Raw genomic sequence first — 16,670 nt, 5'->3', positions numbered from 1 at the left:
TGCTATTACAAACCCCCAGGCCCCAAGACCATGGCTGAGGGATGGCGACGGTTGGCCGACTTGCTCGAAGGATATGCAATCGCTCAACGCAAATCACTCGTGTGAATCCCGTAGCCTTGTGGGGGAGGGTTAGGGAGGGGGGTCGCGCTGAACTATCAATGTGAGATACGGTAATTTTTCGGATAGTACAGTGCGACCCCTCCCTAACCCTCCCCCACAAGGGGGGAGGGAGAAGAGGCGCCCTTTCAATTTGGCTGACGCACGCCATCGGCATGAACTTCGGCGCCCGGCGGTACGCAACGCAGGAACCGCCCAGCTTCACTTCGCCCCCTCCACCACCACGATCTCGCTGCGCTTGACGCCGAGCGCGGCGGCGAGGAGTCGCAAGCGGTCGCCAACGACTTCGCTGTCGGGGGCGCGCGCGGCGGCGGCGACTTCGAGGCGCACACAATCAGCCTCGATGCGCAAATGTGCGCCGGCCAGCATCGCGGGCGCGCCACCGGAAAAGCGATAGGCGAGCAGGATCGCGCGGCCGAGGATTTGCGCGCGCCGGCGCAAGGCGGGCGACAGCAGGCCGATCGCCGGGCTGAGACAGGGCGCATCAAGCCGCCCCGCATAGCGCGCGTGAATCGCCGCGGCGACGAAAACGCGCTCGGCATGATCGACGCCGATGAAAGGAAACTGCAGCAGCCTCCGAAAGCTTTCCTCGGCGCGCAGATCGGGATGATCGCGCCAGGCGATGTCGGACAGCGCGCAGACCGCGACGCGCAGCCGCGTCTGCGCCGGCGCCTCGCCGGGAAAAAGATCGGCGGTCCAGGCGACGAGCGCCAGCGCGAAATCGGGCACGCGCGCCAGCGGCAGGCCGACGAGCTGCGCGCCTTCGACAAGCGGATCGAGATAGCGCTCGGCCTCGTCGAGCTGCGCATAGAGAAAGCCCTCGCGCAAGCCGAGCGCCGAAAACACGACGCGCTCAGGCGCCAGGCGCTTCAGCACGCGATCGAGCGTGAAAGCCGCCGCCGGCAAGGTGCGCGCACGCCGCTCGGCGACGCCGGGCGTCGCGGCGAGCTTGGCCGGCGAGAGGCGCAACAGCATCTTGGCGAAGCCGCGCGCCTCAGTAGCGGCCAGGGTATAGCCATGCACGACCCGCACGGGCGCGCCGACCGTCTCCATATGCGCCTTGGCGAAAGCGCGCCAGCCGCCGCCGACGGCGTAGAAGGTCGGCTTGGCGAATTCGGACGGCAAATTCTCGCGCAGCATCGCGTCGACGCGGCGCTTGGCCTCGGCGAGGCCTTCGGCGAGCAAAGCCTCGACCGGCAGCGCGCCGAGCGGCAGGCTGACCCAGCGCTCGCCGACGCGGTCGTCAAGCGCCTCGGCGATTTCGAGGCTGCCGCCGCCCATATCGCCGACCAGTCCGACGGGCCGGAAGAAGCCGGAGATCACGCCGAGCGTCGCAAAGCGCGCCTCTTCGGCGCCGCTGAGAATGCGCACCGCAAGGCCCGATTCCGCGGTGATCGCGGCGGCGAGCTCCCCGCCGTTGCTGGCGCGCCGGATCGCCTCGGTCGCGGTCGCCTCGATCCGCGTCACGCCCATCGCTTCGGCGATCGCGCGAAAGCGGCGCGCCGCCTGGACGGTGCGGCGAAAACCGTCCGGCTGGATCGCCCCGGTTTGCGCGAGACCTTCGCCGAGACGGCACAGGGATTTTTCATTGAAGCGCGGCAGCGGCGCGCGGCCGAGCTGGTCATAGACGACGAGGCGCACCGAATTGGAGCCGATGTCGACGATGGCGTAGGGCGCGCGATCCGCCCGACCGGCGCGTTCGGGATTGAGATCAAGCGGACGCTGAAGGGCGGCGTCTTTTCGGCTCGGCTCCCTGGCCATCGCGCTCCCCCGGTCTTTCCCGCCGATTGCGACGGATTGCGCCGATCATAGACGAGGCCGGGAGCCGACGCCTACGGTTTCTGGCCGGCCGCGTTCGGCGCGGCGGGATTGGCCGGGGCCGCGACATCTGGCGAGGGAACCTTTGCGGTGCCGAAATCAGCGCCGCTCTGCATTTCCAGACAGGTCAGCATCTCGACATAGCTGGTCATCAAGGCTCCCGGCTCGGCGCAGGTCGCCCGCGCATTGACCGAAAATTGCGTCCATTTTTTCTGGAGCTGCTCACGCGCGGCTTGTTCGTCATGCACGCAACTGTCGAAAGCGCTCGACTTGTCCTCGGGCAGAGCCGCAGTCCGGGCGTCCTGACATATTCTGTGCGGATCCGCGTTCGGCACGGATGCGGCCAAAGCGATTAAGATCAGCACAGGCGTCATCGGCAAACCTCCGCTTGTCTCTCCCGGCCTCTAGCCACGCGGCCGCCGCCAGCCGGAGATTATTGAAAATGCGATCAAGCTGCAATCATTCCGGGCGCGCATCGACAAAGGTCGTCATTCGCATTTTCCTAAAACGACGCGCCAATCGGCAGCGCGGCTCTCGCCGCCAGGCCCCGGGACGCCGGCGCCGTGGGCCTATGCACCCCCCACATCAGGCGGGCGACATCGACGCGCATGCAACGGCCCATCTGGGCGATCGCGATTTTTCCGGCGTCGTCCTCGTTGTCAGCTTCGATAAGAGCCGTGCGCGCCACCGGCGCCGTCCTGTCGAGGCTGTCAAAGTAATAGGCGTGCCATGTCGATTTGGCCATATCGCGTCCTTTCCCGATGGATTGGACGCAAACGTGGCGAGACGCACAAAAGTTCCGCGCCGATTGACGTTTTTTCGGAACGGCAAAGGGCTGCCCTCACCGGATGCTCACGCCGCGCTTGGCCGCCCCGTGGCGGACGCCCCGCCTAGCGCCGAGGCGCAGACAATCGCGTTGCGGCCGTCGTTTTTGGCGCGATAGAGCGCGCGGTCGGCGTCTTGCATCAGCACCTCCAGCCCGATGTCCAGGGCGTTCGGCGCCCATGCGCCGACGCCGGCGCTGATCGTCGCCACTTTGGCGGGGCTCGCGTCGTGCTCGATCGCCAAAGCGAGAACCGCCCGGCGGATGCGATCGGCCATGATCATGGCGCCGCTTTCGTCGGTATTGGGCAACAGGACGGCGAACTCCTCGCCGCCGTAACGCGCGACAATATCGCCCGGCCGGGGCAGCGTGTTTTTTATCGCTCGGCTGACCTGCTTCAGACATTCGTCGCCGGCCGGATGGCCGTAACGGTCGTTGAAGGATTTGAACCAGTCGACGTCGATCATGATCATGGCGAGGCGCGTCTTGTCGCGCAGCGCGCGCCGGTGCTCTCGCGCAAGGGCGTCGTCGAAAGTCCGTCGGTTGGCCAGGCCCGTCAGTCCGTCCTGTCCCGCCAGCGCTTCGAGGCGTCGATTGGCCTCTTCGAGCTGATCCTCGGCGGCCTTGCGCACGGAAATGTCGCGCATCGACCCGATCACGCCCGATGGCGCGCCGGTCTGCTCATCTCGCATCGTTCTCAGTTGCGCCTCGATCCAGATCCAGTTTCCATTGGGATGGCGCATGCGATTGGCGACGACCGCGCGCTCCGACTGGCCGGAAAGCACGGATTGAAAAACCTGCGCGACACGCTCGGCGTCATCGGGATGGGTCGTGCCGAAGGCGCGTTTGCCGATCAGGTCCTCGGGCTCGTAGCCGAGAATCTCCCTGCAGGCGGGCGAGACATATTGGCGTACGAGATCGCGATCATATTGAAACACCATGTCGGCGCCATTTTCCGCCAGAAAACGGTAGCGCATCTCGCTTTCCTTGAGGCGACGCTCGGCGGCGACGCGCAGGTCGATGTCGCGAACGACGACGACGCGCTGACGCGGCTGTCCAGCCTCCACCGCGATCTCTCGTGAAACGGCCTCGACCCAGACGTAACCGCCATCCTTGCGGCGCATGCGATATGTCGCGATCGTCGGCGCGCCATTGCTCCACTTGAATCGGTTGTCGAGGACCCCGACATCCTCGGGATGGATCGCTTCCTTCGAAGATATCCGAAGCATTTCCTCCGGTTCAAAACCAAGCAGCGTGCGGCAAGCCGGAGAAGCGTAGAGGCGCTGCCCGTCGCCGCCGATAAGCAGGATCAAGTCGGTCGCGTTGGCCGCGAGCAGCCGGAGCTGGCGCTCGCTCGCGCTGAGCTTTTCTTGCGCGACCGCGATGCCATCGGCCATATCGCCGAGCGTCTTGCCCAAAGCGCGAAATTCGGGTGCCTGCCACGCAGCCATATCCGCGCGCGCGGCGAGATCTCCCGCGCCAAGCTTTTTCGCTGTTTCGACCAGGGATCGGATCGCCCCAAATTGCGTGCGATCGGCAAACAGCCACGCCGCTCCGGCCGCGATAAGCGCGGTGAAGAGGGCAACCACGACGCCCATCATAAGGCGCCAGTCGGCGTCCGCCATCACCGTTGCGCGCGACAGGCCGACCGCGACCATAAGCCCGGAGCCGCCGCCCGCGATCAGCGGAGCGAATCCAAAGATTCTTGACGTTCCATCGACATCGACCGCTTCAACCGAACCCCCGTCGGGATGGGCAAGCATCGCCGAAACCAGGGGGGAGCCCGTGAGCGTCGTTCCCGCCAGCCTAAGCTGACCGGAAGAACGAGCGAGGATTGTCGCGGCGCGGCTGTCTATCAGTGACAGGGTCGCATCCTTCGCCGTCGCAAAGTCCCACGCATGTTGTGCGGCGCGGTCCAAATCCAGGCTGACATAGGCGATGCCCGTCGGCGTCTCGTCCCCAGCCGAAGCGCGCAGCGGCGTCGCGGCGACGACGATCGGCTTTCCGGTGATCGGCCCGATCAAAAACTTGCCGACGACGAATGCCGACGGCGGCGCGGCCATCGCGATTCGAAAAAGGTCCGTATCGCGGAAAGCCAGCAATTTGGCGGGAAGGCTCATGCAGGTGACCATGCCCTTGGCGTCCGCTACGCCGATCGACGTGAATTGCGGATATTCGCGGCCGATCGCCTGAAGGGCGGCGTGACAATTCTCCGGACTCGCCGCCGTGACCTGCGGCAGGCGCCGAAGCATCGAGAGCACGGTTTTGGCGTCCTGAAACCCGTCGTCCTGCCGCTCCGCGCCGAGCCGCGCCAGATCCTGGGCGCGGGTCGTGGCCGCTTGAAAAATGAGCTGGCGATTCTTGATGACGCCGACAAGCAGCACCGCCAATAGCGGCAGGATCGCGATGAGCACCACGAGCGAGAGCTGCGGCCTGACGCCAATTCTGGCGATCAAGGGTAAGATCCGCCGACCCAGCACCTGGCCATCCCTTGTTTTCTAAATTTGAAAAAAACTCCTTGAGCAATTCAGCACGAAACAACCAAGAGAAAGTTAAATGCTGTCAAATGTTTGTTGGGATTGCCGCCAGCGATCGCGCCCGCAATATGGTTTTTACCCAAACCAATACGCAAAGCATTGATATTGCTATACTTTCTGATACTTTTGGGGTTCGTGCCGCTAGGGAACAGGAAACCACCGGAAAACTTCCGTGGGACCGAGGCGCGCCTGGCGAATATGATGGAAATGACGTCTTGCCGCCCGGACAGGGCGACCGCGAGCGATCCGGCGCCGTCAGACCCAGCCCTAAACCACGCGATCGGGTTCGAGCGCGCAGGCGACATGCGCATTCACTTCGACCTGAATCGTCGCGTGACCGATGGCGAAGCGCGCTTCCAGTTCATGGGCGAGGCGCACGAGAAATTCGTCGCCTGGATGGCCGCCTGGCAGCAGGCAGTGACAGGTCAACGCCGTTTCGGTGGTGCTCATCGGCCAGATGTGAAGGTCGTGAATCCCCGCGACGCCGGGCTGCCGTTCGAGAAAGGCCCGGACTTCGTCGAGTTTGATGTTGGCGGGCACGGCGTCGAGCGCCATCGCGAGGGAATCGCGCAACAGGCCCCAGGTTCCCCACAGAATGAGGATGGCGATGACGATGCTGACCAAAGGGTCGAGCCATGTCCAGCCCGTCGTCAGGATGATGGCGCCGGCAATCACGACGCCGAGCGACACGAGCGCATCCGACGCCATGTGCAAAAAGGCGCCGCGCAGATTGATGTCGCCTTTGCGGCCGGAGGCGAACAACCAGGCCGTGACGCCATTGACGACGATGCCGGCGGCGGCCACCGCCATTACCGTCACGCCAGCGACCGCGGCCGGTTCGAACAGGCGGCGCACGCCTTCGACGCCGATGGCGCCGACCGTCACCAGCAGCAGCACGGCGTTCATCAGCGCGGCGAGAATCGTGCCGCGCCGCAAGCCATAGGTGAGGGTCTGCGACGGCGCCCGCCGGGCCAGCGCCATCGCCGTCCAGGCCATCGCCAGCCCCAGCACATCGCCAAGATTGTGGCCGGCGTCGGCGACCAGCGCGATGGAATTAGCCAGCAGGCCATAGACAGCCTCGGCGATGACAAAGCCGAGGTTGAGGGCGACGCCGATGGCGAAAGCAGGGCCGAAGTTTTTGGGCGCATGGACATGCGCGTGACCATGGCTATGGCCATGATCGTGATGGTCGTGGCCGTGATCGTCGTGATGGTGATTGTGGACCAAGCGCTCTTCCCCAGAAAGCTGACGCTTCTCTACGCTCTCCCGGACGGTCTTTCCAGACCTCGCGAGGCCGCCAGTCGGGAGGCGAAGAAAGCGAGCGGCCAAGACTAACGAAATGGGAAAACCCCAGCGTTTCACAATAAGTTTGAACCTTAACCGTCGGTCGCGGTTATATCATCATGGAACAATCACATTCCCAGAACCCGACCACCGTGCTCGTTGTCGAAGACGAACCTTTTATTCGACTGGATGCGCTCGACATGATCAAGGAGGCCGGATTCAGAACCTATGAGGCGGGCGGCGCCGAAGAAGCGATCCGGCTCCTCGAAGAGCACGCCGATATCGGCATCCTGTTCACGGACGTCAACATGCCGGGCTCGATGAACGGCCTTGAACTGGCGCGCAGCGTTCGCGACCGCTGGCCGCCGGTGAAAATCATCATCGCTTCAGGGCAAATGACGCTGCGCAACGAGGATATGCCGCGCGAAAGCGTGTTTTTCAGCAAGCCCTATCGCGCCCGGCAAATTGTCGGAAAATTACGCGAGATGGCCGCCGAAGGCCTTGGCCACTGACGCATCCTCGCCGCGGCGTCCGGCGCGCAATCTCGCTCAAAGCGCGCGGCGAAAAAGTGGATGCCGGTTTTTCGCAAATCGCGCGCGCTTTTAAAGAACCTAGAGCGCGCGGCCGTCGTTTCGACGCGGCGCTCTGGGCGCGAAGGCGCGGCCGGCGACAGCTTCGCGAGCGCCGGCCGCCTGACGAACATCAGAAAAAGGATGCTTGCCGCGCGGCATTTCGTCAAAAGACATCGGCCGGGCGAAATAATAACCTTGCGCCAGGCGGATGCGTGTCGCCGCCTCAAGATAGATCAGCTCTTCAATCGTCTCCACGCCTTCGACGACGACGCTCATTCCAAGAGCGGCGCCCAGGGACTCGATGGCGGTCAGGAGGCTTTGGCTTCTCGGGCGGCGGTGGATTTGCGTGATGAACGAGCGATCGACCTTGATTTCGTCCGCGGTAATATCGGCCAGCGCCGAAAGAGAGGAATAGCCGACGCCAAAATCGTCGATGGAGATTTTCGTCCCTATGTCGCGCAGCATCGGCAGGACGCGCGTCTGGAACTGGCTCTTGAGCAGAAAGGCTTCCTCCGTCAGCTCCACCATGAAGCGCTCGGGATATCGGGTGGCCGCGAGCGCGTCGGCGAAAGAGCGCATGAATCGAAAGTCGCCCGCCTGTTTGGCCGCGATGTTGATGCTGATCGTCGCATGCGGCCCGAACGCTTCGTCGATCGTGTCGATCGCTTCAACAGTTTGCGCCAGCACCAGCCGCGTGATGTCGTCCATCAAGCCGAGCTCGACGGCGAGATTGACGAAATCGCCGGGCGCGTGAATCACGCCCTCTTCATCGCGCCAGCGCAGCAAGACTTCGATCCCGACCACCGATCGCGACCGGAAATCCACCTTGGGTTGGAACGCGCAACTGAGGCGCCGGTCGCGAATGGCCAGCCTCAGTCTTTGCTCGAGTTTGGCGCGTTCGGCCGCGCTATCGCCAAGCCCTGGCCCGAAGAAGCCCACGGCGCCCTTCGCGGCGCTCTTCACCCGGTGCATCGCCGCGTCGGCATTGGCGCACAAAACCTGAGGGTCGCTTCCATCAATCGGAAACACACTGACGCCGATCGACGCCGAGGTGAACAGTTCATGCCCGTCGATGAAGAAGGGCTCTTTCAATCGCGCCGACAGGTGCTCGACATCGCCGTCGAGTTCATCGACGCCGCCGATCGGACTCAAGAGCAGCACAAACTCGTCGCCGCCGACTCTGGCCAGCATATCGGAGGAGCGAATTTGGCCGGCGATCCGGCCGGCGATCTTGACCAGCAGGTCATCGCCGGCCGCGAGCCCATAATAGTCGTTGATGGACTTGAAATTATCGATGTCGATAAAGGCCAGAGCGAATTTCGTCTCCTCGGAGCCGCCCTCGATCAGATCCTTGACGCCCTTTTCGAGCAAGGCCCGGTTGGGCAGGCCCGTAAGATCGTCAAAATAAGCGCGGCGGAACAGTTCGTCCTCCAGATTCGCCTGGTCGGTGACGTCGGCCGATGTCGCGACATTGTAGCGCGCGCCGCGCACGACGATCGCGTGACGATTGATCTCGATGGTGCGGCCGTCGATCCTTGTCTGCGAGCGAAGGATCCGGCCTTGATTGTCATCGCCGGCGCGCTCTGTCTCCAGCGCGGCGTGAGGCGGTTCGCTCTCGCGCAATCGATGCGCGCCATGGCCGATCGCGGCGGCGTTGGCGTAGAGCGGCGTTCCGTCGGCGCTTTGGATGGCGACGCCCAGCGGCAGGACGCGAACAATGTCCTCAAGAAGCCTCGAACCGTCGCCCAATTCCTGAATCGGCCCGTCCTGACCCTTGTTTGCGCCGCCGCTCAAATCGCTCATATCCCGCTCTTTGCTCCGTCGCTCAAAGCGCCGCGCGTCGCATTCGGCGCTTCTTCAGCGGCTGTGGCGTCGCGCCTGGCTCAGCGTTTGAGTATCTGCGACCGAATCTGCTCGAATCTCGCGCCAGCGCCCGGAGCGGGCGGGTTCTTGAAGCCTGCGGCCTCCGGCTCGACCGGGAATTCTTCCTGCCGTCCCTTATGGCCGAGGGCGGCGCCGCGCCAGCGCTCGACCACGGCTCGGATGAATTCCTTGCCCGAAGCGACGTCCGTATTGGGCGCCGGGCGGCCGATCGCTTCGCTGCGGGGAAGCAGATGGGCCGGAAGCGCCTTGAAGGTGAGGCGCGCGGGCAGCGGAACGCCTTCGCCAAAGCCCACGACCTCGCGCGTGCCCAGTGAAGGCACGAAAGCCATCAGATTGGCGGCCGCGTCCGACACGGCCGAGCGCAGCAGCGCCTGATCGCGATCATTGGCCATCCGCATCGCGAAGAGCGTGCTGCATTGAGAGATGATGGTCGGATCAAGTTCGGCGGGCCGCTGCGTCACCAGCCCGAGAAACACGCCGTATTTTCTGCCTTCCTTGGCGATGCGCAACAAGGCGCGGCGCGTCGGGCCAAAGCCGATCGTATGGTCGGCGGCGGCGTAGCGATGCGCTTCCTCGCAGACGAACAGCATCGGGATCGCGCCATCGCTCCACAGCCCGAAATCGAAGGCGAGGCGGCAAAGCGCGCAGACCACCGCGTCGACGACCTCGACTGGCAGGCCGGCGAGTTGCATGATGGTGATCGGCTTGCCATTGGGCTCCAGCCTGAAAAGCTGGGTGAGAAGCTCGACCATCGTATCGCCGCCGACATTGGCGTTCTCGAACATGAAGCCATAGCGCGGGTCGTTTCTGATCGTCTCGATGCGGGTGATGAGACGGTGATAGTTCATGCGCGAGGAGCGGTTCTCCAGTTTCCCCATCCGCTCGTCGATCAGGGAAATCAGATCCTGCAAGAGATAGGGCACAGGCGTGTCGACGGTATAGCCGGCGTTTTTGGCGTCGGTCCTCCTCAGCACAAGGCGATCCGTGGAAGCGCGGTGCTGCAGATACATGCCTTTGGCGATCGGAATGAGTTCGGCGAGAATTTCGATCTCGTCATCGACCGCGGGCCGGCCGCTATAAATGACGTCGACGATCTCCTCGAAATTGAACAGCCAGAACGGCAGTTTGAGATTGCCGGGATTCATGACGTTGGCGCGATCGCCAAAGCAACGCCCATATTCATTATGGCCGTCCAGCATGAATATGCGCAGGTTGGGCCGCGCATAGAGAATTTCGCCCACGATGACGGCGACGCCGCTCGATTTTCCGACGCCGGTCGATCCCAGAATGGCGAAGTGCTTGGTCAACAGATTGTCGACGTCGATGAAGGCGGGAATCGACTCGTCGTGATGGAGATGGCCGATATTGATCGCGTTGGCGCTCGAGGCCTTGTAAATCAGCCGCAGTTCTTCCTTGCCCAGTATCGCGGCGGTGTCGCCTATGGCGGGATATTCGGTAACGCCGCGCCGGAAGCTGTCGATCCCCGCCGCGTCCCGTCGAATCTCGCCCATCAGATCGATGCGCGCGACCGCGCCGTAACGGCTGTCGAGATTATTGACCGAAACTTCGGTCACCATGCCGACGAGCCGGCGCCTGCCGGCGCCGATGGCGAGGAATTTTCCGACCGTCGCGCGCGCTTCATGATCGGGCGAGGGGCTGGGAAGACCGACCTGCGCTTCCGATCCGCGCACGGAAAGAACATGGCCGAGCGGTTCAGCGGCGCTGTCGCGGTCAAGTAGCTGTTGATCGGAACCCTGGTAGGTCAAGGCGCGCCCTATTTTGAACGAAATTCGTCAAGCCAGTGAAACACGAAATCCTTATAGAAAACAAAACCCCGGGGATCGGGCGCAAACACGGTTAAGGAACGCTTTACAGAAACGCTTGGATGCCGGAATGGATGGATGCGTCCGTCCCCGACACCGACCCATCCCCCGAAAGGGATATGACATGCCGCTCCATCCCGCCTTGACCAGAGATCGCGTCGCCGTCGTCACCGGCGCCGCCAGCGGCATCGGCCTTGCCGCCGCCATCAAGCTCGCTGAGCTTGGGCTGAAATTGTGCCTGGCCGATGTCGACGCCGCCGCGCTCGATCGCGCCGCCGCCGAAGTCGCCCGCCATGCCGCGAGTCCCGCAAATGTGCGCGCCGTCGTCGCCGATGTCAGCCGCCGGGAGGACGTGCAGCGCCTCAAGGACCAGGCTTATGAAAGCTTCGGCGAAGTCGCGTTCCTGATGAACAATGCGGGCGTCAAGGGCGGCGGCGGCCTGCTCGGCGACCCCGCGCGCTGGCGCAAAATCCTGGACGTCAATCTGTGGGGCGTGATTCACGGCGTGCAGGTCTTCGCGCCGGCGATGATCGCCCAACGCACGCCCTGCGCGATCGTCAATACCGGGTCGAAACAGGGCATCACCTGCCCGCCGGGCGAAACAGCCTACAATGTCGCCAAAGCGGGCGTGAAGGTCGTCACCGAGGCGCTCGCCCATGAATTGCGCAATATAGAGGGCTGCGCGGTGACGGCGCATCTGCTGGTGCCAGGCTTCACCTTCACGGGCTTCACAAAGGTGCGCGTCGCCGAAAAACCGGCGGCGGCCTGGACGCCCGAGCAGGTCATCGACTTCATGCTCGCCGCGATGACCGTCGGCGATTTCTATATTTTGTGCCCCGACAATGACGTCACGCGCGCGATCGACGAGCGCCGGATTCTTTGGGCGGCGCAGGATCTCATCGAGAACCGCCCTGCCCTGTCGCGCTGGCATCCCGATTTCAAACAGGCCTTCGCCGATTTCATGAAGGCCGAACGCGAGGGTTAGCCGCCGTCACGATCCAGATCGCGGCGCCCAGCGGCACGCTCTCGCCCTTCTGATGGGGCGCGAGCGCGGCGCGGATGGCGCGCGCCGCGGCCGACCGGACCTCCGGCGGCTGATCCTCAAGCGCGCGGCTCGCCGGTCCGATTTCGAGCGCGCCTTCGACGGCGGCGTCGAGCCCGCCGCCTACCGCAACGTCAAGCAGAAGATTGACGGGCTGCATCGCCACCGAGGAGAAGCCCGCCTTGCTCAAGACATGGCGAACCCTTTCCTCGCTCGCGAACGAGAACGGCCCGGGATCCTCGGGACCGAGCTCGGGCAGGCGCGGCGCGTGGTTGTAGGCCGCCTGGAGCGGCAGCATCAGCCAGGGATTTTGCCGCGGCTCCCGCCAGCAGGCGAAAACCAGGCGGCCGCCCGGGCGCAACCCGGTGCGCATATTGGCGAAGGAAAGCGTAGGGTCGGCGAAGAACATCACGCCGAATCGGGAAAACAAGAGATCGGCGCGTCCCGGTTCGAAGGGATAGACGGTCGCATCGGCCGCGACCCATCGCACCGGCGCGCCCGGCGACGTCCGCTCCTTAGCTCTGGCCAGCATCGGCGCTGAAATATCGAGACCGAGCGCGTCGCCCGAGACGCCGGCGCGCACGGCGATCGCCAAAGTCGTCGCGCCGCAGCCGCAGCCGATATCGATAATTTTCTCGCCCGTTTCAACCGCCGCGCGAGCGATCAGAACTTCCGAGACCGGCGCCAGCACCGCGTCCTGGATTTCTTGCCGATCCGTCCAATGCCGCCCGCCCGGCCCGTTCCAATAGGCGGCCTGATCGGCGTTTGCCTCATGCGGCGCTGCTGGTTCCATCCCTAGCCTCGTTGTTGGGCGCGGTCCCGATTCAGGGACGCCGCCGGATAATAAGCCCGCGCCGCTCTTCGCGCCATGGCGCAACCGCCTGGGAACCTGATGTCTTGACGATCACGCCAGCCAGTCGGGAACGAGTTCCACAACGGGCTGCTCTGGAGACGCGGCCAATGCGTCGAGCGGCAAATTGTCGAAGTCCTTCCGCGCCCGCTGCGGCTCGGTCGCCGCCCGCCAGCCGTCCCAAGGCGAAGTCTCCCTATTGTTCACAGCGTAATGGTCGCGAACGACATTGACGCGCATAAACCACAGACCGGTCGCTCGCCCCTGGCCAAAGGAATCGGCATCGAACAACCCCGCACGGCAGTTCCGCCACGCCTCCCCCGCCGTCTGGAAAAATTCGCGTGGAAGATTCGACGGGTCGAAATCGATCTTGAGCTCCGCTCTCAGAACGTCATCGATTTGGGGGTCGGCCAATCGCCAACAGCCGGCTCGCATATCCCAATATTCGCAAACCCAATGATCTTCCCATGCGCCGCCCAGATAGGCCGCGAAACCGCACCGCAGCCGCGCCGGAATATTGTAGGTTCTTAACGCCGAGACCAGCATGAGCGCGAAGTCGCGACAGGTGGCGGGCGAACGCTTGGCGGGCGGGCGCCGAACGTCAAGCGGGCGCGAATCCACGCTGAATATGAGCCGAAGGCGTTCGGCGACCCCCAATGTTTCCCTGGAACGGGTGTTCCAGCTTTCATCGAGGCCATAGGAGGACAGCCAGTCCGAATGGACGAGGACGCCCTGAACGGCGTCGCTCAAAACATCGACCGAACCCGAAAGCCGCGCAAACAATGCGGCATAGTCCCCCGGGTCGGACATCGGGCTATGCGCGATCCACCGCGCGGCTTCGGTCACCCGTAAAGGCCCTCATGCGCATCGCGCAGCGCCTTCTTCTGCACCTTGCCCATCGCGTTGCGCGGCAAAGACTCGACGAAGAACACGCGCTTGGGCAGCTTGTAGCGCGCAAGGCGCCGCTCCAGCGCCGCGATCACCGCGGTCTCTGACAACAAGGCCTCCGGCTTGCTCACGACCACCGCCGTCACCCCCTCGCCGAAGTCGGGATGCGGCAGGCCGATGACGGCGCTCTCGGCGACGCCTTCGAGCGCGTCGATCTCCGCTTCGATCTCGATGGGATAGACGTTGAAGCCGCCCGATATGATGAGATCCTTGGCGCGGCCGACAATATTCACGTAACCCTGCTCGTCGATCTTGGCGAGATCGCCGGTGATGAAAAACCCATCGGCGCGAAATTCCTCCGCCGTCTTTTCCGGCATCAGCCAATAACCTTTGAACACATTGGGGCCTTTGACCTCGATCACGCCGATCTCGCCTTGCGCGAGCGCCTTGCCGGTCTCGGGCTCGGCGATGCGCAGACTGACGCCAGGCAGCGGAAAACCAACCGTGCCGGCGCGCCGCTCGCCGTCATAAGGGTTGGACGCGATCATATTGGTCTCGGTCATGCCGTAGCGTTCGAGAATCGCGTGACCGGTCTTACCGCGCCATGCCGCATGCGTCTCGGCGAGCAGCGGCGCCGAGCCTGAGACGAACAGGCGCATATGCGCGGTCGATTGCCGCGTCACGCCTTCATGCTCGACAAGCCGGACATAGAAGGTCGGCACGCCCATCAGGCTGGTGGCGCGCGGCAGCGCCGCAACGATCGCATCGGGATCGAAGCGCGGCTGGAAGATCATCGTCGCGCCGCTCAGCAACGCGACATTGGTGGCGACGAACAGTCCATGCGTATGAAAGACCGGCAGTGCGTGGATCAGCACGTCGGCGCTGGTGAAGCGCCAGACGTCGATCAGCGTCAGCGCATTGGAGGCAAGATTGTCATGCGTCAGCATGGCGCCTTTCGAGCGCCCGGTTGTGCCGGAGGTGTAGAGGATCGCGGCGAGATCGTCCGCGGCGCGCGGGACAGTCGCGAATTCCGTCGGCGCGGCGGCGATGCGATCGGCAAAGCCGCCGTCACGGCTCGCGCCCAGGCTTTCGACCGCCGGCAGCGCGAGCTTTTCCGCCAGCGTGCGCATGGCTTCGAGCGCGACAGGCCGGCACAGGACAAGCGCAGGCTTGGCGTCGGACAGGAAATATTCGAGCTCGGCCAGCGTATAGGCGACATTCAGCGGCAACAGCACGGCGCCGGCGCGCAAGCACGCGAGCACCACGACGATCATATCGGGCGATTTGTCGATCTGCACAGCGACGCGGTCGCCTGGCTCGACGCCGAGCGCGATCAGCGCATGGGCGGCGCATCCCGAACGCTCGAACAATTCGCCATAGGTCAGCGAAAGCCCATCAGGCGATTCCATCGCCATTTTTTCAAGATTGGGCGCAGCGGCGCGGATCAGGTCGAACAGATTGGCGGACATCAGGACTCGACGCCTCCGCTCTCGGGCGCCGCTTCGGCGATTTCGCGCGGCTTTATCCGCGCGAGCTTACGCACCGCCGATGAGGCGACGACCTCGTTCTTGTTGGCGAAGGCTTCGTGGTTCTCTTCGATATGATCGAGATCGTAGAGATAATTGACCATCAGTCCATGCGACTGGCGCAAGGCCGCTTCGGACAGATCGCCGAACGGGTTGAGCCGTTCAAGCCGCGCGCCATTGCCCAGATGAAAACGCGCGACGGGATCGACGACGCGGCCCGAAGCAGTGCGCGCATGGAGAAAGTAATGCGCGGCGAGCGGGACCAGCGTGCGTTCGAACGCGTCCTTGGCCGCAATTTTGGCCGACCAGTTCGGCTTTTCCAGCAGCGCCAGCGCGCGCCGCGCCTGCGCGGAAATTGCCGGCGAATTCTTGTCGGCCGCCTCGCGCCGCAGCCATGCGGCAAAGCCGGGGACCGGCGACAGCGTCACGAAATTGGTCAGGCGCGGCCATTCGCGCTTCAATTCCTCGACCACTTGCTTGATCAGGAAATTGCCGAAGCTGACGCGCGCAAGGCCGCGCTGGGCGTTGGAGATCGAATAGAACACCGCCGTCGTCGCGCTTTTTGGCGCAAGCTCCGCTCTGTCGGGAGCCAGCAGGGGCGCGATCGCCGCCGGGATCGCATCGGTCAGCGCGACTTCGACGAAGATCAGCGGTTCGTCGCCGAGCGCGGGATGAAAAAACGCATAGAGGCGACGGTCGGGCGGCTCGAGCCGGCGGCGCAGATCGTCCCAGCCCTGGATCGCGTGAACCGCTTCATAGCGGATGATCTTCTCCAGAATATTGGCGGGCGTCGTCCAGTCGATGCGGCGCAGCACAAGAAATCCCCGATTGAACCAGGACGTGAAGAGATGAACGAAATCGGCGTCGAGAGCGGTCAGCGCCGGGCTGTCCGACAAAGCCCCGATCATGTCCTCGCGCATGCGCACCAGCGCCAGGGTTCCGCCGGGCGCGTGATTGAGGCGGCGCAGCAATTCCTGACGGCGCGGCTCCGCTGTCTTCATCAGCTTGGCCGCCTCGCCCTCGTCGGGATTGGCGAGAAACGCCTGGGCCGCGGCGGCCAAAGCGTCGAGATCGGGGCCAAAACGCTTCGCCGCGCCGGTCAGGAATTCGAGCCTTTGCGGCGGCGCCAGCGCGCCATAGCCCACCAGGATCGAGGCGGCGAGCGCCATCGCCGAGGCCTCGCCGCGCCCGGCGACCAGCTTTTGCGCGAGGCCAAGCAGGCCGGCGACGCTCGGCGGCGCGGCGCGGCGATAGCCGACCAGCGCACGCCCGCGATCGGCGACCGTCTGCAGCAGTCCGGAAAAGAAAGTGACATTGGTTGAGGCTTCGGTCACGCGGCTTCCATCGCATTCGGGTTGGCGAGCCGATAGCATAGAGGGCCGCGGGGGCGCGGGCAAAGCGCAGGCCAGGCCCTGTCGCTTTGTGAAGAAAATATGACAAAAATATCCTGACTTTGCTTCAGCTTCATATTCATGTGTCACAAACAGTTCTAAGATGGCGAATCAT

Annotated in this window: 13 protein-coding genes; 2 read left to right on the top strand and 11 right to left on the bottom strand. The window is 64.1% G+C overall.

The window, feature by feature from the left end; genetic code table 11:
- Nucleotides 1-318: 318 nt before the first annotated feature.
- From GSQ90_RS07880 to GSQ90_RS07860, 5 genes are all read right to left on the bottom strand, one after another.
- Nucleotides 319-1,878 carry a Ppx/GppA phosphatase family protein gene (locus GSQ90_RS07880; RefSeq protein WP_158814198.1) on the bottom strand — a complete coding sequence of 520 codons (1,560 nt, stop codon included), beginning with the start codon at nt 1,876-1,878 and terminating at the stop codon, nt 319-321.
- 71 nt (nt 1,879-1,949) lie between these two features.
- Nucleotides 1,950-2,309, bottom strand: coding sequence for a hypothetical protein (locus tag GSQ90_RS07875; RefSeq protein WP_158814197.1), 360 nt, complete (start codon nt 2,307-2,309; stop codon nt 1,950-1,952).
- 128 nt (nt 2,310-2,437) lie between these two features.
- The gene (locus tag GSQ90_RS07870; protein ID WP_158814196.1) at nt 2,438-2,680 is read right to left on the bottom strand and encodes a hypothetical protein; all 243 of its coding nucleotides are present in this window, start codon (nt 2,678-2,680) and stop codon (nt 2,438-2,440) included.
- A 107-nt stretch (nt 2,681-2,787) separates the two neighbouring features.
- Entirely contained in the window at nt 2,788-5,214 is a 2,427-nt protein-coding gene (locus GSQ90_RS07865) for a diguanylate cyclase (protein ID WP_158814195.1), read from the bottom strand.
- A 348-nt stretch (nt 5,215-5,562) separates the two neighbouring features.
- On the bottom strand, nt 5,563-6,522 hold the full coding sequence (locus GSQ90_RS07860; protein ID WP_158814194.1) for a cation diffusion facilitator family transporter: 960 nt from the start codon (nt 6,520-6,522) through the stop codon (nt 5,563-5,565).
- A gap of 176 nt (nt 6,523-6,698) precedes the next feature.
- Between GSQ90_RS07860 and GSQ90_RS07855 the strand changes: the two genes are divergently transcribed.
- Nucleotides 6,699-7,091, top strand: a complete 393-nt coding sequence (locus tag GSQ90_RS07855) for a response regulator (RefSeq protein WP_158814193.1) — start codon at nt 6,699-6,701, stop codon at nt 7,089-7,091.
- Between the two features lie 99 nt (nt 7,092-7,190).
- On the opposite strand, the gene GSQ90_RS07850 is transcribed toward GSQ90_RS07855, so the two are convergent.
- Nucleotides 7,191-8,954 carry a bifunctional diguanylate cyclase/phosphodiesterase gene (locus GSQ90_RS07850; RefSeq protein WP_158814192.1) on the bottom strand — a complete coding sequence of 588 codons (1,764 nt, stop codon included), beginning with the start codon at nt 8,952-8,954 and terminating at the stop codon, nt 7,191-7,193.
- A gap of 80 nt (nt 8,955-9,034) precedes the next feature.
- Entirely contained in the window at nt 9,035-10,801 is a 1,767-nt protein-coding gene (locus tag GSQ90_RS07845; RefSeq protein ID WP_158814191.1) for an ATP-binding protein, read from the bottom strand.
- A 181-nt stretch (nt 10,802-10,982) separates the two neighbouring features.
- On the opposite strand from GSQ90_RS07845, the gene GSQ90_RS07840 reads away from it, so the two are divergent.
- A complete protein-coding gene (locus GSQ90_RS07840) occupies nt 10,983-11,843 on the top strand; it encodes an SDR family NAD(P)-dependent oxidoreductase (protein ID WP_158814190.1) in 861 nt (286 codons plus the stop codon).
- Here the strand turns inward: GSQ90_RS07840 and GSQ90_RS07835 are convergent.
- From GSQ90_RS07835 to GSQ90_RS07820, 4 genes are all read right to left on the bottom strand, one after another.
- The gene (locus GSQ90_RS07835; protein ID WP_158814189.1) at nt 11,818-12,693 is read right to left on the bottom strand and encodes a class I SAM-dependent methyltransferase; all 876 of its coding nucleotides are present in this window, start codon (nt 12,691-12,693) and stop codon (nt 11,818-11,820) included. The two genes, GSQ90_RS07840 and GSQ90_RS07835, sit on opposite strands and share 26 nt — an antisense overlap.
- Before the next feature lie 111 nt (nt 12,694-12,804).
- Nucleotides 12,805-13,596 carry a transglutaminase domain-containing protein gene (locus GSQ90_RS07830; protein ID WP_158814188.1) on the bottom strand — a complete coding sequence of 264 codons (792 nt, stop codon included), beginning with the start codon at nt 13,594-13,596 and terminating at the stop codon, nt 12,805-12,807.
- Nucleotides 13,593-15,107, bottom strand: coding sequence for a malonyl-CoA synthase (locus GSQ90_RS07825; RefSeq protein WP_158814187.1), 1,515 nt, complete (start codon nt 15,105-15,107; stop codon nt 13,593-13,595). The genes GSQ90_RS07830 and GSQ90_RS07825 overlap by 4 nt, the downstream gene beginning before the upstream one ends.
- A complete protein-coding gene (locus GSQ90_RS07820; protein WP_246731449.1) occupies nt 15,107-16,498 on the bottom strand; it encodes a malonyl-CoA decarboxylase in 1,392 nt (463 codons plus the stop codon). The genes GSQ90_RS07825 and GSQ90_RS07820 overlap by 1 nt, the downstream gene beginning before the upstream one ends.
- Nucleotides 16,499-16,670: the final 172 nt, after the last annotated feature.

Origin of the sequence: Methylocapsa sp. S129, from assembly GCF_009765995.1 — a bacterium.
Taxonomy (GTDB): domain Bacteria; phylum Pseudomonadota; class Alphaproteobacteria; order Rhizobiales; family Beijerinckiaceae; genus Roseiarcus.
The sequence above is the reverse complement of the archived record's forward strand: the minus strand, read 5'-3'. Positions and strand labels throughout refer to the sequence as shown.